This window comes from Oxalobacteraceae bacterium OTU3CAMAD1 (assembly GCA_024123915.1).
Lineage (GTDB): Bacteria > Pseudomonadota > Gammaproteobacteria > Burkholderiales > Burkholderiaceae_D > Rugamonas.
The window spans coordinates 7,146,246-7,165,072 of the sequence record CP099650.1; the positions used below are offsets into that span (position 1 = coordinate 7,146,246).

Sequence of the window (18,827 nt, forward strand, 5' to 3'; positions counted from 1 at the left end):
CACAGCCATGGGCATCATCGGCAAACAGGATGAAGGCGGCTTCGCCTTCATCATCGCCTACATCGGCATTGGCGCCAACCTTGGCGACGCGCGCGCCAACGTCGCCGACGCCCTCGAACGCCTGCAACGGCTGCCCGGCTGCACCCTGATGGCCGCTTCAAGCCTGTACCGCACGGCGCCGATCGAGTCCGGCGGCGACGACTACATCAACGCCGTAGCCCGCGTCGCCACCACCCTGGACGCCGAGGCGTTGCTGCGGGCGCTGCACGACATCGAACAGGCGCACGGGCGCGAACGGCCCTACCGCAACGCGCCGCGCACCCTGGACCTGGACCTGCTGCTGTACGGCGACGCCATCATCGCCAGCCCCACCCTGACGGTGCCGCACCCGCGCATGACCGAACGCGCCTTCGTGCTGGTGCCGCTGCTGGAACTGGCGCCGGCGATCCATATTCCGGGACGCGGCCCGGCGCGCGACTACGCGGCCGGCGTCGCCGGCCAGGGCATCGCCCCGGCCACCTGACCTTCTGCACGCGATAGCATTCAGGACTACACTATCGCGGTCCGACTTCATCTCTAAAGGAACCACCATGTCTGGTTATTTGCAAGGAAACGAACTGGCCGCGAGCCAAAAGCCCGCCGCCACCACCTCACCTGCACCGGCCAAAGCGGCCGCCACCAAGGCTGTCACCGTCCACACGCTGGCCAACCTGCGTTCGACCGGTGAAAAAATCTCCATGCTGACGTGCTACGACGCCAGCTTCGCCTCGCTGATGGACCGCTGCGGCGTCGAGATGCTGCTGATCGGCGACTCGCTCGGCATGGTCTGCAACGGCCACCAGTCGACGTTGCCGGTCACCGTCGCCGAAGTGGCGTACCACACGGCATCCGTCGCGCGCGGCAGCAAGTCGGCGCTGATCGTCGCCGACCTGCCGTTCGGCGCCTACGGCACGCCGGAGACGGCGTACGCCAACTCCGTGCAGCTGATGCAGGCCGGAGCGCACATGGTCAAGCTGGAGGGCGGCGCATGGCTGGCCGACACGGTGCGCTTCCTTACCGAGCGCGGGATTCCGGTCTGCGCGCACCTGGGCCTGACGCCGCAATCGGTGCATCAACTGGGCGGCTACAAGGTGCAGGGCAAGACCACCGACAGCGCCGATCTGCTCAAGGCCGACGCGTTGAAGCTGCAAGCGGCCGGCGCCTCGGTGCTGGTGCTCGAGGCGATACCGTCGGCGCTGGGCAAGGAGGTCACCGACCTGCTGGCGATACCGACGATCGGCATCGGCGCGGGTCCGGACTGCTCCGGCCAAGTGCTGGTGATGCATGATTTGCTGGGCGTCTTCCCGGGCCGCAAAGCGCGCTTCGTGAAGAACTTCATGGAAGGCCAGAGCAGCATCGACGCCGCCATCGGCGCGTACGTCGCGGCGGTCAAGGACGGCAGCTTCCCGGCGCTGGAGCACTGCTTCTAAAACGCCACGGCGGCCCGCATGGGCCGCCGCTGGTTTTGCCGATTACGCCTGCTTGCGCTTGCGGCGGGCGATAAAGCCGAGCAGGCCCAGACCGGCCAGCATCATGCCGTAGGTTTCCGGCTCCGGCACCGGCGTCACCGCTGCGGCACCCGACAGGTGCAGGTCGTTCACCGTCGCCCACACGCCCGGCTGGTTGCCCGCCGTGACGCTGAACGACACCAGATTGCCCGTCGAGACAAAGCCGACGAACGAGTTCAGTTCCGGCGCGTCGAGCGTATAGGTGACCGTCGCGCCGGTGCTGTCGGTGGCCGACAGCGTCAGGTAGCTGGCCGGCGTGGAGAACCCGAAAAGGTCCGAGCCGAAGAAGAAGCCGCCAACGCCCGCCACCGGGGTGCTCGGCGCGAACGTGATCAGATCGATGCGGTTGTTGCCGGTGAGCCAGATGTCCGAGCCGTCGTCCGAGGCGCCATAGAGTATCGGCGAGGTCGGCGCGGTGCCGACCGTGTATTCATAAATGCCGGCGGTGCGCGTGAGCGGCCCTTGATAACTATCGATCTCGAGGTCGTCGAAGGTGTCGACGCCGGTGGTGCCCACGGCCCCCAGATAAGACGACTGGCTGGTGTAGGTGGTGATGTCGGCATGGGCGGCGCTGGCTGCCAGCAGGAACACAGCGGAAGCGGCGGAAGCGAGGACGGATTTGGCGGAAAACAATTTACCCAAGATACAGCTCCTAATCAAAAGTTAATTTTCGAAGACTTCAACTGGTTTTTTTGCAGTGCGGCATGACGACTATAAGCTTGTCATTTGGATATTGCAAAGATTATATTCGTTTTTGATAAGTGTTTTTCCTTCTTACGTGATGGCCGCCCTCCGTGCATGGCAAGGTGGCATGCCGCACAGAGTCACTAGCATGGCTGAGGTAGCCTGACGGAGGCGGCCGCCCCATTCCGGCGTCGGCCTCCTTCGCATTGCTACGCACCACGAGGAGTCACGCATGAACACCACCGACCAGCTCAGCGTCAACACGCTGCGCTTCCTGGCCGTCGACATGGTCCAGCAAGCCAACAGCGGCCACCCCGGCCTGCCGCTCGGCGCCGCCCCCATGGCCTACGTGCTGTGGACGCGCTTCCTGAAACACCACCCCGCCGATCCGCACTGGTTCGACCGCGACCGCTTCGTGCTGTCGGCCGGCCACGGCTCGGCCCTGCTCTACGGCCTGCTGCACCTGAGTGGCTACGACCTGCCGCTGGAAGACCTGCGCCAGTTCCGCCAGTGGGACAGCCGCACGCCTGGGCATCCGGAGCGCGGCCACACGCCCGGCGTGGAAATCACCACCGGCCCGCTGGGCCAGGGCTTCGCCAACGGCGTCGGCATGGCCATCGCGGAGGCCAGCCTGGCCGCGCGCTACAACCGCGAAGGCCACAACGTCATCGACCACCACACCTACGGCATCGTCAGCGACGGCGATTTGATGGAGGGCGTGGCGTCGGAGGCGGCCTCGCTGGCCGGCCACCTCAAGCTGGGCAAGTTGATCTACCTGTACGACGACAACCAGGTCACGCTGTCGGCCGGCAACGACATGACCTTCAGCGAAGACCGCGCCGCGCGCTTCGCCGCCTACGGCTGGCATATCCAGACGGTGGAAGACGCCAACAACATCGAGGCGATCGAGCAGGCGCTGGCCACCGCGCGCGCCGAGGTGCACAAGCCGTCGCTGATCCTGGTGCGCAGCCATCTGGGCTTCGGCTCTCCCAACAAGCAAGACAAGATCGACGCCCACGGCTCGCCGCTGGGCGCCGACGAAGTGACGCTGACCAAGCGCGCGCTGGGCTGGCCCGAGCAGCCGCCGTTCCTGATTCCCGACGGCGCGGACAGCCCCATCACCAACGGCGGCGCGCATGGCGCGCACCATCAGGCCGAATGGATGGACCGGCTGGCCGCCTACGAGCGCGCCTTCCCCGACGAGGCGCGCGAACTGAAACAGCTGATGCAAGGCGGCGCAGGCGCCGGCGAACTGCCGGCAGGCTGGGATGCCGACATCCCGGTGTTCCCGGCGGACGCCAAGGGCGTGGCCACGCGCACCGCCGCCGGCAAGGTGGCCAACGCCATCGCCGCCAGGCTGCCGGCGCTGATCGGCGGTTCGGCCGACCTCGATCCGTCGACCTTCACCGCGCTGACCGGCTTCGGCGACTTCCAGCCGGACGGCATGGACGAGAGCACCGGCGACCGCCAGGGATCGAACGGCGGCGGCTGGAGCCGGCGTGGACGCAACCTGCACTTCGGCGTGCGCGAACACGCGATGGCGGCCATCAGCAACGGCATCGCCGCGCATGGCGGCGCGCTGCCGTTCAACGCCACCTTCTTCGTGTTCTCGGACTACATGCGGCCGGCGATACGGCTGTCGGCGATGATGGGATTGCAGGTGGTGTACGTGTTCACGCACGACAGCATCGCCCTGGGCGAGGATGGCGCCACGCACCAGCCGATCGAGCACCTGGCCAGCCTGCGGGCGATACCGGGGCTGGCGGTGATACGGCCGGCCGACGCCAACGAGACGGCGGTGGCGTGGAAGGTGGCGGTGGAATCGGCCGGGCGGCCGGTGGCGCTGGTGCTCACGCGCCAGCATGTGCCGACGCTCGACCGCGAGCGCTATGCGGCGGCCGAGGGCTTGCGGCGCGGCGCGTATGTGGTCAGCGAGGCGGCCGGCGGCAAGCCGCAACTGGTGCTGATCGCGACGGGCTCCGAGGTGGATCTCGCGTTGCGGGCGCAGGCGCGGTTGCTCGAGGATGGCGTGCGGGCGCGCGTGGTGTCGATGCCGAGCTGGGAATTGTTCGAAGATCAGCCGCAGGGGTATCGCGACGAGGTGCTGCCGCCGGAACTGGAGGCAAGGCTGGCGATCGAGGCCGGCGTCGCGCAGGGCTGGCATCGGTACGTCGGGCAGCGCGGCAAGGTGCTGTCGATCGAGGGCTATGGCGCCTCCGCGCCGGGTGACCGGCTGCTGCGGGAGTATGGCTTCGGGGTGGAGAATGTGCTGTTGATGGCGCGGCAGGTGCTGGGCTGACGGAATCGTTCAACCCGCACTGCGGTGAATTGGGGTCGTACCCCGTACGGGGTACGACCCCGCCCCGTGCGGGTTGGCGGCCGGCTCAATCGACCGGCGCCAGGTTCCACAACATAGGAGTTACCGACCGCTCTTCTCCGCGATCACCTCGAGCAGCTTCGCCCACGATTTGCTGAACGCCTCCGCGCCCTCGCGCTGCAAACGCTCCGCCAACTCGTCGCCATCAATGCCGGCGTCGGCGAACTTCGCGATCACCTTCTCCGCATCGCCCCCCTCCGGCGGCATGCTGCCATTGACGATGCCATGATCGGCAAAAGCCAGCAAGGTCTTCTCCGGCACCGTGTTGATCGTATTCGGCGCCGTCAGCGACGTCACGTACAGCACATCCGGCGCCTCCGGGTCCTTGGTCCCGGTGCTGGCCCACAGCAACCGCTGCGCCAACGCGCCCCGCTCCGCCAACAGCTTCCAGCGCTGCGACGCCAGCAGCTCACGATACGCCACATAGGTGCGTCGCGCCATCGCGATCCCCAGCGTGTTGTTCGAACCCTCCGGCCCCTTGTCCTTGACCGCCGTATCCCAGCGGCTGACAAACACCGACGCCACCGACGCCACCTTCGGATCGAGCCCCTTCTCAAGCCGCCGCTCGACGCCGCGAATATACGCCTCGGCCGCCGCCAGATACTGCTCCCGCGAGAACAGCAACGTCACATTGACCGGAATGCCTGCGAAGATCGCCTCCTCGATCGCCTTCACGCCCTCCGGCGTGCCGGGTATCTTGATGAACGCATTAGGGCGGTCCAGACGCTTGTGCAGCGTCCTGGCCTCGCGCAGCGTGCCCTCGGCGTCATGCACCAGCAGCGGCGAGACTTCCATCGACACCCAGCCGTCATGCCCCTGCGACGCCTTGTACATCGGCAGGAACAGATCGGCGGCGGCGCGCAGGTCCTCCAGCGCCAGTTCCAGGAACAGCGCCTCGCCCGACTCGCCGGCGGCGCTGCGCTCGGCGATCGCCTTGTCGTAGAAATCGGCGCCGTGTATGGCCGCTTCAAAAATGCTCGGATTCGACGTCAATCCTTTCAGGTCGTACTCATGGATGTACTTCTCCAGCGTGCCGCTGGTGAGCAATCCGCGCGTGATATTGTCCAGCCACAGGCTTTGCCCGAGCTCATACAGACGCAGTGCAGGGTTCATGGTGTGCTCTCCTTTTCACGGCCGGCGAACGCCGGCAACTGATGCTGCAATAGATCGCCGATACGTTCGACGGTCAGGTCCGGGGTGGTGAAGCTGGCGACATCGGGCGCGGTGGCGTAGTGCCCCTGGCGCGGGAACACGGTGGTCAGGCGATCGCCCCAGCCGGACTTCATCGCCGCCAGTATCCTCACCTTATCATCGACCATCACATAGTGGCGCGCCGGGTAGGCCTTCTCGACCTCGCACAGCATGGTCTCCTTGTGGATGTAAATCAGCACCCGGCCGTCGACTGCGTCCCACAGTCCGGAATACTCCACCTTGCGCGGCTGGAAGACCACGTCGCCGTCGGACAGGATCACGACCTTGCCCCACCGGCCCAGGTGTTTGATGACCTCCAGCGCCTGCGGATACAGGCGGTCGGCGAAGCGGTAGTTCATCAGCCAACCGGCCATCAGCAGCAGGCGCGGTTCGTTGAGCGACTCGACGCGGTAGCGCTGCAGTGCGCCCAGATAGTCGACATACCCCAGCTCGGAGCGCAACTCCTCGAAGATCGCCCAGTAGCGGTCGCGCGCCTCGGCGCCGAACTCGCGCTCCAAATGGTCGCGCAGGTCGCGCTGAACCGCGTCGTTGTCCATCAGGGTGTTGTCGCAGTCGATCAGAAAGACGATATCGTCCATCATGGCTTGACCGGTTTCTCGGCGTGGCCGCCGAAGCCGGCGCGCATCGCCGACAGCACCTTGCCGGAGAACTCCGCGTTGCCGCGCGAGCTGAATCGCTCGAATAGCGCGGAACTCAGGATCGGCACAGGCACGCCTTCGTCGATGGCGGCGTTGATGGTCCAGCGGCCCTCGCCGGAGTCGGAGACGCGTCCGGCGAATTGGTCCAGGTTCGGGTCCTTGAGCAGCGCGTCGGCGGTCAGGTCGAGCAGCCAGGAACTGATCACACTGCCGCGACGCCACACTTCAGTGATTTCACCCAGATCAAGGTCGTACTGGTAATGCTCGGGATTGCGCAGCGGCGTGGTCTCGGCGTCGACCTCGTGTTCGAGTTTGCCGATATTGGCGTTGCGCAGGATGTTCAATCCTTCGGCATAAGCGCCCATGATGCCGTACTCGATGCCGTTGTGGACCATCTTGACGAAGTGGCCAGCGCCATTCGGTCCGCAGTGCAGGTAGCCCTGTTCCGCGCTGCTATTGGGCTTGTCGCGGCCAGGTGTCGGCGTGGCGGCCTCGTGGCCCGGCGACAGCGACACGAACAGCGGCTTGAGATGGCCGACGATCTCCTTCTCGCCGCCGATCATCAGGCAGTAGCCGCGCTCCAGGCCATGCGTGCCGCCGCTGGTGCCGACATCGACGTAGTGCAGCCCGAGCTCCTTGAGCTGCGCGCCGCGCCGGATATCGTCGTGGTAGTGCGAGTTGCCGCCGTCGATGACGATGTCGCCCGCCTCCAGCAGTGGTTTGAGGGTGTCGAGCGTGGCGTCGACCGATGCCGCCGGCACCATCAGCCAGAGCACGCGCGGCGTCTCCAGCTGCGACACCAGATCCTCCAGCGAGGAGGCGCCGGTGACGCCCTCGCGCAGTACCGACTTCACCGTCTCCGCGTGCCGCGCATAGGCGACGCACTGGTGACCGTCCCTGGCGAGCCGCCAGACCATGTTGGCGCCCATGCGCCCCAGACCTACCATGCCGATTTTCATATCATATCCTCGCACTGTCAAAGTGCGCGGGCATGTCGAATGCAGGCCCCGCGCTCTGCCGAGGGTAGACCTGGCGGGCCATCCCATCGGTTCGCTGGAGCACATAGCGGACTCATCAATAGGCCGTTTGCGGGCCGATTTGTATCGCGATTGTTTCAGCGGTGGCTTTGTTAAACCAGCTCTCGCAGGCAATCGTCGAACGCGGAAAGCAAGCGGTCGACATCTGCCTCGGTGGTGCAGGGGCAGACCAGCAGCATGTTGTGGAAGGGCGTGATCAACAGGCCGCGATTGAGCAGGTACAAATGGATGATCTGTTCCAGTTCGCCGTCGAGGATCTTCTGCGCCTCGCCGCCGTTGCGCGGCGCGGTGGGAGCGAACTGGAATTCCGTGCGGGCGCCGACCCGCGTCACACACCATGGCAGCCGGTGGCGGGCGATGACGTCGCGTAGCCCATGCTCCAGCGTCGCGGCCAGCGCGAACATGTGCTGGTACGCCGCATCGGTCATCACCTGTTCCAGATTGGCGCGCATCGCGGCCATCGCGAACATGTTGGCGCTCAAGGTGGTGCCGACGCCGGAGTGGCCCGGCGGCGCCGCGCGTTTGGCCTGCTCGACCCTGCGCGCCAGCTCTTCGGTGAAACCATACACCGCGCAGGGGATTCCACCGCCAACGGGTTTGCCGATCACCAGCGCGTCCGGCCGCATGCCGTGCGCCTGCGCGTAGCCTCCCGGGCCGCTGCTGATGGTATGCGTCTCGTCGATCACCAGCAGCGCGCCGTGACGCTGGATGATCCGCTGCGCCGCTTCCCAATATCCAGGCTCCGGCAGCACCATGCCGATATTGGTCATCACCGGCTCGGCCAGCACGCAGGCGACGTCGCCGCGCGCCAACGCCGCCTCCAGCGCCGGCAGATCGTTGAATTCGACGACCACGGTATGATCCGTCAGCGTGTGAACCTGTCCCAGAAGGCTGTCGCGCTGCGTCGGCACACCGTCGACCAGATCGACGAACACGTCGTCCACCGTGCCGTGATAGCAGCCATTGAAAACCAACACCTTGTCGCGCGCCGTCGCAGCGCGCAGCCAGCGCAGTACGAAGCGGTTGGCGTCCGAAGCCGACAGCGCGAACTGCCAGTACGGCAAACCGAAACGCCGCGCCAGTTCGGCCGCCACCGGCGCCGCGTCCTCCGACGGCAGCATGGCCGTGTAACCACGCGTGGCCTGGCGCGCCACCGCCTGCGCCACGGCGGGCGGCGCGTGACCGAACATGGCGCCAGTGTCACCCAAGCAGAAATCGACATACTCATGGCCGTCGATATCGCGGAAGCGCGCGCCGGAAGCCTCGCCCACCGTCAGCGGGAACGGTGTCGACCAGTCGTTCATCCAGTGCATCGGCACGCCGAACAGCAGGTGTCGCGCGGCCTCTGCCGCCAGCCTGGCCGATTCGGGATTGCGCGAAGTGTAGCTGGCGCGCTCCCGCGCCGCCAGCGCCTGCGCGCGCGGCCAGTTCAATCCATCGCGTGTGTTGTGCATCGCGCCCTCCTCACACCAGCAGCATCAGATGCTCGCGCTCCCAGGAACTGATCACGCGGCTGTAGGTGGCGAATTCCAGCTCCTTGACTTCACAGAACGCCTGCACGAACAACTCGCCCAATATTTCGCTCAGGGGTTTGCATTCACGCAGCCGTAGGATCGCATCCTCCAGATTGCGCGGCAGCTGGTCGTGCACATGCTCCGCACTGCCCTCGGTCGGCTCGGAAGGCGTCAGGCCGTCGACCATGCCGAGGTAGCCGCACGCCAAGGTCGCCGCCATCGCGAGATAGGGATTGACGTCGACACCCGGCACGCGGTTCTCCACGCGGCGATTGGTCGGCGTGGAGTTGGGTATGCGGAAGCCGCAGGTGCGGTTGTCGTAGCCCCAATGCACATTGGTCGGCGCCGACATGAAGCGCGACAGCCGCCGGTAGGAATTGACATGCGGCGCAAACAGCAGCGTGGCCGCCGCCGTGTACCGCTCCAGGCCCGCGATATAGCTGAAGAACAGGGGACTGGGCTCACCCTTTTTATCGCTGAAGATGTTGTTGCCGGTCGCGGCATCGAGGATGCTTTGGTGGATATGCATCGCGCTGCCCGGCTCCGTCTCCATCGGTTTGGCCATGAAGGTGCCGAAGATCCCGTGCCGCAGCGCCGTCTCGCGCACCGCGCGCTTGAACAGGAACACGCGGTCGGCCAGTTCCAGCGCGTCGCCATGGGTGAAGTTGATTTCCATCTGGCCGGCGCCGGCTTCGTGGATCAGCGTTTCCACGCCCAGCTGGTGCTGTTTGCAGAAGGTCGACAGCTCCAAGAAGAAGGGATCGAAATCGTTGACGGCGTCGATGGAGTACGATTGGCGGCCGGACTCGGTCTTGCCGCTGCGGCCCAGCGGTGGCGTCAGCGGCTCGTGCGGATTGCTGCTGCGGGCGACCAGATAGAACTCCATCTCCGGCGCCACCACCGGCTGCCAGCCGCGATCGGCGTACAGCTTGAGGACCTTGCGCAGCACCGCGCGCGGCGACAGCCCCACCGGCGTGCCGTCGAAGTTCTGGCAATCGTGGATCACCAGCGCGACGTTTTCCGCCGCCCACGGTACCTGCCGCAGCGTCGCCAGATCGGGAACGCAGATCATGTCCGGATCGGTGGCGCCGGTGTAGGGCAGGTTGTTCGGCTGCTCGCCGTTGACGGTGTTGAGCAGGACGCTCTTGGGCAGGCGCATCTCGCCTTCGCTGAGGAACAGGTCCTTGGGCAGGATTTTCCCGCGCGCGATGCCGGTCATGTCGGCGATCACGCATTCCACCTCGTGGATATTGCGGTCGCGTAGAAAATCCTTCATTGCCTGGGTCATGCCTCTCTCCTGTTAGAACCAGTCGATATATCGCGAGGTTTCCCACGCGCTCACATGTTGACTGTATTCGTTCCATTCGGCGCGCTTCAACGCGACGAATTCCTTGATAAAGTCATCGCCTAGCGCGGCCGTCAACACAATGTCGGCTTGCAGCGCGGCTGCGGCTTCGCCCAAATTTTGCGGCAGTATTTTCAGTCCGAGTTCGGTGCGCTGCGCATCGGACATCTCGTAGACATCCTGGTTCACGGGCTCTCCCGCCTCCAGGGAGCTTTCAATGCCATCCAGGCCGGCGGCGATCACGCCTGCCAGCGCCAGATATGGATTGGCCGAGCTGTCCGGCAGCCGCCATTCGATACGCTTGTAGACCACGCGGGCGACGGTGGTGCGGTTGTTGTTGCCGTAGCCGATAAAGGCCGGTGCCCAGCTGGTGCCGGAAAGCGATTGTCCGCACATCAGCCGCTTGTAGGAATTAACGGTGGGGGCGCACAGCGCGGTCAGCGCCGGGGCATGGCGCAGCAGCCCGGCCATGAAGTGATAGGCCAGCGGGGAAAGATCCAGCTCGCGGCTATCCTTCTCGTCGCCGAACACTGGCTTGCCGTCTCGATCCGTCAGCGACAGATGGAAATGCAGGCCGCTGCCCGGGCGGTCGGCAAACGGTTTGGGCATCATCGAAAACAGCATGCCCTCCTCCTCGGCGATGTGATGCGCCGCCATCTTGAACAGCATGAAGTTATCGGCGGCCTTCAGCGCGTCGGCGTATTTGTAATTGACTTCGAACTGGCCGGTCGCGTCCTCGTGGTCGATCTGGAACACGCCAAGTCCGCACTGGTCCAGCGACGCGGTCAGCTTCTCCAAAAAGGAGCGGCGGCGCAACAGGCTTTTGGTGTCGTAGGATGGCTTTTCCAGCGTGTCGGCCAATTCGGCGTCGTAGCCATTCTGTCCCTTTTGCAGCAGGAAGAACTCGGGTTCCAATCCCGCGTTGAGCGTCCAGCCATGCTTTGCCAGGCGCGCCACCTGCTTGCGCAAGATCTGGCGCGGACAAACATCGAACGGCTGGCCGGCGACATGACCGTCGAGCACCACGCGCGCGTAACCGGGCAGCCAGGGCATGGCCTGCAAGGTAGAAAGATCGGCGCGGCCGTAGTATTCCGAGCGCGCACCGTTACGCGGCAGGCCCGTGCCCCAGATCGACGGGCCGGAAAAACCCGCGCCCGGATAGATGATGTCGTCCAGGTGGGCCAGCGGTATCAGCTTGCCTTTTGCCGCGCCATGGATGTCGGTGAATTGGGCGAAGATGTACTTCACGCCCTGTGCAGCCATCTCCTCCTGTCGTTCCGCGTTGCTCATCCAACTCTCTCTTGATCAGCCGATCTGAATCCAGGTGGTTTTCAGTTCGGTGTATTTATCGAAGGCGTGCAGCGACTTGTCGCGACCATTGCCGGACTGCTTGTATCCGCCGAACGGCACGGTGATATCGTCGCCGTCGTACTGGTTCACGTGCACCGTGCCAGCCCGTAGCGCGCGCGCCGTCTGTATCGCCTTGGTCATGTCGGATGTCCACACCGCCGCCTGCAAACCGTAAGGCGTGGAATTGGCCTGCTTGATGGCTTCCTTCAAGTCGGTAAAGGCCAGCACGGACAGCACCGGCCCGAAGATCTCCTCGCGCGCGATGGTCATGTCGCTGTCGACCTGGTCGAACAATGTCGGCTCGACGAAGAAGCCACCGGTCTCGGTGCGCGCCTGGCGTCCGCCCGACAGCAGCTTGGCGCCGCCCGCCTTGCCGGCCTCGATGTAGCCCATCACCGTCTTCAGCTGCGTCGCGTCGACGATGGCGCCCATCACCGTGTTTTCGTCGAGGGGATCGCCCGGCTGGAAGTCCGGCATCATCGCCAGCGCCTTCTCGATGAACTGGTCCTTGATCGACGCTTCGACGAACAGGCGCGAAGGCGCGTTGCAGCTCTCGCCCTGGTTGAAGTAGATCGAGCCGATGGCCGAGGCCACAGCCGCATCCAGGTCGGGACAATCGGCGCAGACGATATTGGCCGACTTGCCGCCCAATTCAGTCCACGCGCGCTTGAGGTTGGACTGGCCGGCCATCTGCAAAATCTGCTTGCCGACGCGCGTCGAACCGGTGAAGCCGATGCAGTCCACATCCATGTGCAACGCCAGCGCGGCGCCGGCCTCGTGGCCGTAACCGGGCAGCACATTGAACACGCCGGCCGGAATGCCCGCCTCCAGCGCGATATCGGCCAACCGCAGCGCCGTCAACGGCGACTTCTCCGACGGCTTGAGCACCACGCTGTTGCCGGCAGCGAGCGCCGGCGCGATCTTCCACGCCGCCATGATCATCGGGTAGTTCCACGGCACGATGGCGGCGACAACGCCCACCGGCTCGCGCGTGATCAGCGCCAGGCTATTCTCGGCGGTCGGCGCAATCTCGTCATAGATCTTGTCGATCGCCTCGCCGTACCAGCGCAGGCAGTTGGCGGTCGCGCCCACGTCGACGCTCTGGCTGTATTTAATCGGCTTGCCCATGTCCAGCGTTTCGAGCAGGGCCAGCTCCGGGCCATACTTTTGCACCAGGTCGGCGAACTTGATCATGATGCGCTTGCGTTGCGCCGGCGACATGCCCGCCCAGCTGCGCGCTTCGAAAGCCTCGCGCGCGCTGGCCACGGCCGCGTCGACATCGGCGCCGTCGCAGCGCGCCACCATGCCCAGCTTGCGGCCGTCGATCGGCGACCGATTCTCGAACTGCTGCTCGTTCTTCGCCCACACGCGCTGGCCGCCGATGAAGGCGCGGCCATCCATCTGCAGGCTGGCCGCCCGCTCATGCCATGATGTTGCCACCGTCTTTGTCGTCATTTTTCGCTCCAATCCAATTCAGGGTTAGACCCAGCCGCGTTCCTTGATGTCGGCGTAGGTCAGGTCCAGACACTTGCGGATCAGCGCCACCATCTCGTCGATCTGGGCAACCGTCATGACCAGCGGCGGCGCGATGATCATGCGATCGCTGACGGCGCGCATGATCATGCCGTTGTCGAACATGTATCCACGGCAGACCATGCCCACACCCAGCGCCTCGTCGAACGTCACGTTATCGTGCGGAACGGCGCCCTTGGTGCGCACCAGGTTGAGGCCCGCGACAAAGCCGCAGCTGTCTGCGTATCCGACCAGGGGATGGTCGGACAGTTCCGCGAAGCGCTTCTTCAGATAGGGGCCGGTCTCGCCGGCGACGCGCTCGACCAGCTTCTCGTCTTCGATGATGCGGATATTCTCCAGCGCGGCCGCGCAGGCGACAGGGTGGCCGGAATAGGTGAAGCCGTGATTGAACTCGCCGCCCTGCCCGATCAGCACATCGGCCACACGGTCACCGACCAGCACCCCGCCCAGCGGCACATAGCCGGACGTGACGCCCTTGGCGAAAGTGATCAGATCGGGCTTGATGCCGAACAGCTCCGACGCGAACCACTTGCCAAGACGCCCGAAGCCGCAGATCACCTCGTCGGCGATCAACAGGATGCCGTACTTGTCGCAGATGCGCTGGATCTCCGGCCAGTAGGTCGCCGGCGGGATGATCACGCCGCCGGCGCCCTGCACCGGCTCACCGATGAAGGCCGCGACCTTGTCGGCGCCGACCTCCAGGATTTTCTTCTCCAGCCAGGACGCGGCTTCGATGCCGAATTCGTCCTCCGTCATGCCGCGCCCCGACTCCAGGTAGTTCGGCTGGCCGATATGCACGATGCCCGGAATCGGCAAGCCGCCCTGCGCGTGCATGCCGTCCATGCCGCCCAGCGACGCGCCGGCCACGGTGCTGCCGTGATAGGCGTTGTGACGGCTGATGATGGTGTGGCGTTCCTTGTAGCCCAACACGTCCCAGTAACGGCGCACCATGCGCAGATTGGTGTCGTTGCCTTCCGAGCCTGAGCCGGTGAAGTAGACGTGGTTGAACTGCGGCGGCGAAATCTTCGCCAGCTTGGCGGCCAGCTGCACCGCCGGCACGTTGGTGGTGTTAAAGAAGCTGTTATAGAACGGCAGCGTCTCCATCTGCTTGTACACCGCTTCCGAAATACTGGTGCGGCCATAGCCGACGTTGACGCACCACAGGCCGGACATGCCGTCGAGGACCTTTTTGCCTTGGGAGTCCCACAGATAGATGCCCTCGCCGCGCACCATCACGCGCGCGCCCTTTTCACCCAGCGCCTTATGGTCGGTGAACGGATGCATGTAGTGGGCCGTGTCCAGCTTCTGGATCGCGGCGGTGTCGTACACCTGCGGCGCGGCCGGATTTTTTACCGACGCGACCAGCGCGGCGCTTGGTGCTAATGAGTTGTTAGGCATTGTGATTCCTTGTTGGAGAGTTGGACGGTCAGACGTGCAGCAGCAGGTGTTCGCGTTCCCACGGGCTGATGACGGTCATGAACTCCTGATGCTCCAGGTCCTTGATGGCGGCGTAGACGTCGATGAAGCGGCCGCCCAATACGCTGCGCAGTTTGTCCTCGGCGCGCAAATGCTGCAGCGCTTCCGGCAAGCCTTGCGGCAATTCGACCTTCAGGTCGTAGGCGCTGCCCACGGTCATCGGCGTCGGTTCCAGCTGCTCGGTCATGCCGAGATAACCGCAGGCCAGCGTGACGGCCAGCGCCAGGTACGGATTGGCATCCGCGCCGATGATGCGGTTTTCGACGCGGCGGTCCTGCACACCCGATTCCGGCACGCGGAAACCGACGGTGCGGTTGTCCATGCCCCACTGGATGTTGATCGGCGCGGCCGTGTGGCGCACCAGGCGGCGGTACGAATTGACATACGGCGCGACGATCGCCATCGCCGACGGCATGTAGCGCTGCAGGCCGGCGATGTACTGCTTGAAGATCGGCGCGGCCGATCCATCCTCGGCGCTGAAGATGTTCATGCCCGTTTTGACGTCGACCACGCTCTGGTGCACGTGCATCGCGGAACCCGGTTCGCCCGCCATCGGCTTGGCCATGAAGGTGGCGTACATGTCGTGCTTGAGCGCTGCCTCGCGCAGGGTGCGTTTGAAGAAGAACACCTTGTCGGCCAGTCCCAGCGGATCGCCGTGCAGGAAGTTGATCTCCATCTGACCGGCGCCGATTTCGTGAATCAAAGTGTCGACATCGAGGTTCATCAATTCGCAGTAGTCGTAGATGTCCTCGAACAGCGGATCGAATTCGTTGACGGCGTCGATGCTGTAGACCTGACGACTGGTCTCCGCGCGGCCGCTGCGCCCGATCGGCGGACGCAAAGGCAGGTCCGGGTCGGTGTTCTTGGCAGTCAGGTAAAACTCCAGCTCCGGCGCCACCACCGGCTTCCATCCTTTGTCCTCATACAGCTTGAGCACCCGGCGCAGCACGGAACGCGGCGCGAAATCGACCAGACGCCCGTCGGAGAAGTAGCAATCGTGGATCACCTGCGCGGTCGGGTCGCTGGCCCACGGCACCATGGTGATGGTGGTCGGATCGGCCTTGAGGATCATGTCGCGGTCGGTGCTGGAGATGGCGCGGTCGTAGCCAGCGTCCTCGGTGGGGTAGTTGCCGGTCACGGTCATGCCCAGCACCGCTTCGGGGATGCGCATGCCGCGCTCCTGGGTGAATTTACCGCGCGGGAGAATCTTCCCGCGTGCCACGCCCGTCAGATCGGGCACCAGGCATTCAATTTCGGTGACGTGTTTTTCGTTCAGCCACAGATCCATATCTGTGTATGTAAAGTTCTCGCGGATTGCCATGTGATTCTCTCATTGTTGTTTTGATCGTGCGCGGGGCCGCCTGCGGGCCGCCGTTGCCGTGGTCCTGCGGGATGACGCGAAAAGGGGCACTAAGGGACCCGCCGCGCCCACTGTTCGTAGGTCTTCATGCGTCTCTCCCTTGCTTGTAGATGCGGCAGGCCTCACCGAAGGCCTGGAACAACTTGATGGAGTCGGGGTTCTCTGATAACCGCCACTCGGGGTGCCACTGTACCGCGAGCGTGAATCCCGTGTCGCCCGGCAGGCTGTAGGCCTCGACCAGGCCATCGTCGGCGCGGGCCTCCACCACAAGCGACGGCGCCAGTTTGGCGATGCCCTGCCCGTGCAGCGAATTGACCATAATGGTCGGTACGCCACCCAGTATTTGCGCCAAACGACCGTCCCGCTCCAAGGTCACGCTGTGCGACGCGGCGTATTGCTGCTCCAGCGTCAGCGTCTTGTGCTCACGGTGATCGGACATGCCCGGCACATCGTGCACGGCCTGGTGCAACGTGCCGCCCAGCGCCACGTTCATCTCCTGGAAGCCACGGCAGATCGCCAGCAGCGGGATGCCGCGCTCGATCGCCGCGCGGATCAGCGGCAGCGTGGTGGCGTCGCGCGCGGGATCGCGCGGCAGCAAGGGATCGAACACCGCTTGCCCATACAGGGCGGCGTCGACATTTGAGGGGGAACCGGTCAGCATGATGCCGTCCGCAAGATCGAGCAGCGCGTCGAAATCGGTGGCCGCGCCCAGCGCCGGCACGATCAGCGGCGTGCACCGGGCGCCGTCGGCCACGGCGGCGACGTATTTGAGATGCGCGGTGTGGCTGGCGTGGACGCCAACCAGATTGACGCAAGCGGGAACGAGAACGATAGGGCTGCGCATGTTTATCAATTTAGCATGAATTACATGATCATATTCCTATTTCTCTGAAAACCGGGCCGCCGCCCGCTTGCACCCCGCACTGCGGCATGCGGGAGTCGTACCCAAATGGGTACGACCCCGGTTGGCATTGCGGGTTGCGCCTCTCAATCAGCCTTTGGCTGCCGACGAAATCTGCTTCTGACGCAGCCGCTCGTTACGGGCGATGTAGAGGCTCGATGCGATCACGCCGATGGTGACGACCAGGATGGTCAGCGCGGCGACCGCGTTCACGCGCGGGTCCAGCCCCAGACGGGCGCGCGAGAAGATCACGATCGGCATCGTCGACGAACCGGGGCCGGACAGGAAGGCCGACAGCACCACGTCGTCGAGCGACAAGGTGAACGTCAACAGCCACGCGGAACCCAGCGCCTGTTTGATGTTCGGCAGCGTCACCAGGAAGAACACCTGATACGGTCTGCAACCCAGGTCCATCGCCGCCTCTTCCAGCGACTTGTTCATCTCCTGCAGACGCGATTGCACCACCACCGCCGCATAGGCCATGCCCAGCAAGGTGTGGCCGATCCAGATCGTCATCATGCCGCGCTCGGGGAAGCCGAACACCTTCTGCACCGACACCAGCATCAGCAGCAGCGACAGCCCGATGATCACCTCCGGCATCACCAGTGGTGCGCTGACCATGCCGGCGAACAGCGTACGGCCGGTGAAGCGGTGATAGCGATTGAGCACGAAAGCGGCGAAGGTGCCCAGCACCACCGACGCGCAAGCCGTCATCAGCGCGATGCGCAGCGACAGCCCCAGGCCGCTGATGATCTCCGAATCGTTCATCAGCGCCGCGTACCATTGCAGCGAGAAGCCGGTCCACACCATGTCCTGGCGCGAGCTGTTGAACGAGAAGACCACCAGCACGACGATCGGCAGATACAGGAACAGATAACCCATCGACAGCCAGCCGCGCCCGAACCAACGCTGCATAAAAGTGGTATTGCCTTTCATGAGCGGGCCTCCTGCTCTGCCTTGTATTTATTAAAGATCGCCATCGGCACCAAAATCAGCAGGATCACCACCACCGTCACCGACGACGCCAGCGGCCAGTCGTTATTGGTGAAGAATTCGTCCCACAACTGGCGGCCGATCATCAGGGTCTCTGGACCGCCCAGCAGCTCCGGAATCACGTATTCGCCGATGGCCGGAATGAAGACCAGCATCGATCCGGCGATGATGCCGGACTTCGACAAAGGCACGGTGATGCGCCAGAACGCTTGCAGCGGCGTCGCACCCAGATCGGCGGCCGCCTCCAGGAAGCGGGTATCCATCTTCACCAGGTTGGCGTACAGCGGCAGGATCATGAACGGCAGATAGGCGTAGACCATGCCGATGATCAGCGAGAACTGGGTGTTCATCAGGTGCAGCGGCTCGCTGATGGCGCCGATCCCGGTCAGGAAGTTGTTGACGATACCGTTGGTCGCCAGTATGCCCTTCCACGCGTAGATCCGCAGCAGGAAGGAGGTCCAGAACGGCAGCATCACCAGCATCAGCAGCACCGGCCGGACGGTCGGCTTGGCGCGCGCCATGAAGTAGGCGAACGGATAACCGATGATCAGGCATAGCGCGGTGGTGATGGCGGCGAACTTGAGGGAGCTGAGATACGTCAGCACATACAGCTCGTCCTCGGCGATAAACAGGTAGTTCGATATCTTGACCTTGAGCGTGATGACGCCGTCGACGAGCGTCATCAAGGTGCCGAACGGATTGCCCATGTCCGACTCGGTGAAGCTGATGCGCAGGACGATCAGGAACGGAACCAGGAAGGCGAACGTCAGCCAAAGGAAGGGCACGGCGATGACGACGCGGCGGCCGGTCAGCCATCGCAAGGTCAGTAAATTCTTCAGAAAAGTCATGACCGTTCCGCC

16 protein-coding genes are annotated in these 18,827 nt (G+C 64.5%); 3 read left to right on the forward strand and 13 right to left on the reverse strand.

The window, feature by feature from the left end; translation table 11 throughout:
- Positions 1 to 7 precede the first annotated feature (7 nt).
- Positions 8 to 523 carry a 2-amino-4-hydroxy-6-hydroxymethyldihydropteridine diphosphokinase gene (gene folK / locus NHH88_30635; protein ID USX13948.1) on the forward strand — a complete coding sequence of 172 codons (516 nt, stop codon included), beginning with the start codon at positions 8 to 10 and terminating at the stop codon, positions 521 to 523.
- A 67-nt stretch (positions 524 to 590) separates the two neighbouring features.
- Entirely contained in the window at positions 591 to 1,469 is an 879-nt protein-coding gene (panB, locus tag NHH88_30640; GenBank protein ID USX13949.1) for a 3-methyl-2-oxobutanoate hydroxymethyltransferase, read from the forward strand.
- 42 nt (positions 1,470 to 1,511) lie between these two features.
- Here the strand turns inward: panB and NHH88_30645 are convergent, their stop codons facing one another.
- Positions 1,512 to 2,189, reverse strand: coding sequence for an FxDxF family PEP-CTERM protein (locus NHH88_30645; protein USX13950.1), 678 nt, complete (start codon positions 2,187 to 2,189; stop codon positions 1,512 to 1,514).
- Positions 2,190 to 2,463: 274 nt separating this feature from the next.
- Here NHH88_30645 and tkt point away from each other — a divergent pair, with 274 nt between their 5' ends.
- On the forward strand, positions 2,464 to 4,530 hold the full coding sequence (tkt, locus tag NHH88_30650; protein USX13951.1) for a transketolase: 2,067 nt from the start codon (positions 2,464 to 2,466) through the stop codon (positions 4,528 to 4,530).
- Between the two features lie 120 nt (positions 4,531 to 4,650).
- Here the strand turns inward: tkt and tal are convergent, their stop codons facing one another.
- The 12 genes from tal to NHH88_30710 form a co-directional block, all read right to left on the reverse strand.
- On the reverse strand, positions 4,651 to 5,721 hold the full coding sequence (gene tal, locus NHH88_30655) for a transaldolase (GenBank protein ID USX13952.1): 1,071 nt from the start codon (positions 5,719 to 5,721) through the stop codon (positions 4,651 to 4,653).
- Entirely contained in the window at positions 5,718 to 6,401 is a 684-nt protein-coding gene (locus NHH88_30660; protein USX13953.1) for an HAD family hydrolase, read from the reverse strand. Before NHH88_30660 ends, tal begins: the two co-directional genes overlap by 4 nt.
- Complete coding sequence (gnd, locus tag NHH88_30665) at positions 6,398 to 7,417, reverse strand: decarboxylating 6-phosphogluconate dehydrogenase (protein ID USX13954.1); 1,020 nt, start codon at positions 7,415 to 7,417, stop codon at positions 6,398 to 6,400. Before gnd ends, NHH88_30660 begins: the two co-directional genes overlap by 4 nt.
- Before the next feature lie 170 nt (positions 7,418 to 7,587).
- A complete protein-coding gene (locus NHH88_30670) occupies positions 7,588 to 8,949 on the reverse strand; it encodes an aspartate aminotransferase family protein (protein USX13955.1) in 1,362 nt (453 codons plus the stop codon).
- 10 nt (positions 8,950 to 8,959) lie between these two features.
- A complete protein-coding gene (locus NHH88_30675) occupies positions 8,960 to 10,297 on the reverse strand; it encodes a glutamine synthetase family protein (protein USX13956.1) in 1,338 nt (445 codons plus the stop codon).
- A gap of 12 nt (positions 10,298 to 10,309) precedes the next feature.
- A complete protein-coding gene (glnT, locus tag NHH88_30680) occupies positions 10,310 to 11,644 on the reverse strand; it encodes a type III glutamate--ammonia ligase (protein USX13957.1) in 1,335 nt (444 codons plus the stop codon).
- A 15-nt stretch (positions 11,645 to 11,659) separates the two neighbouring features.
- The gene (locus NHH88_30685) at positions 11,660 to 13,159 is read right to left on the reverse strand and encodes an aldehyde dehydrogenase (GenBank protein USX13958.1); all 1,500 of its coding nucleotides are present in this window, start codon (positions 13,157 to 13,159) and stop codon (positions 11,660 to 11,662) included.
- 24 nt (positions 13,160 to 13,183) lie between these two features.
- Positions 13,184 to 14,521 (reverse strand): aspartate aminotransferase family protein, encoded by a 1,338-nt coding sequence (locus tag NHH88_30690; protein ID USX17486.1) that lies wholly within the window; start codon positions 14,519 to 14,521, stop codon positions 13,184 to 13,186.
- 142 nt (positions 14,522 to 14,663) lie between these two features.
- Positions 14,664 to 16,034: a glutamine synthetase family protein gene (locus NHH88_30695; GenBank protein ID USX13959.1), complete on the reverse strand. Its 1,371-nt coding sequence runs from the start codon at positions 16,032 to 16,034 to the stop codon at positions 14,664 to 14,666.
- A 124-nt stretch (positions 16,035 to 16,158) separates the two neighbouring features.
- Positions 16,159 to 16,917 carry a gamma-glutamyl-gamma-aminobutyrate hydrolase family protein gene (locus NHH88_30700; protein USX13960.1) on the reverse strand — a complete coding sequence of 253 codons (759 nt, stop codon included), beginning with the start codon at positions 16,915 to 16,917 and terminating at the stop codon, positions 16,159 to 16,161.
- A gap of 147 nt (positions 16,918 to 17,064) precedes the next feature.
- Positions 17,065 to 17,910, reverse strand: coding sequence for an ABC transporter permease subunit (locus tag NHH88_30705; protein ID USX13961.1), 846 nt, complete (start codon positions 17,908 to 17,910; stop codon positions 17,065 to 17,067).
- Complete coding sequence (locus NHH88_30710; protein ID USX13962.1) at positions 17,907 to 18,815, reverse strand: ABC transporter permease subunit; 909 nt, start codon at positions 18,813 to 18,815, stop codon at positions 17,907 to 17,909. The genes NHH88_30705 and NHH88_30710 overlap by 4 nt, the downstream gene beginning before the upstream one ends.
- Positions 18,816 to 18,827 lie beyond the last annotated feature (12 nt).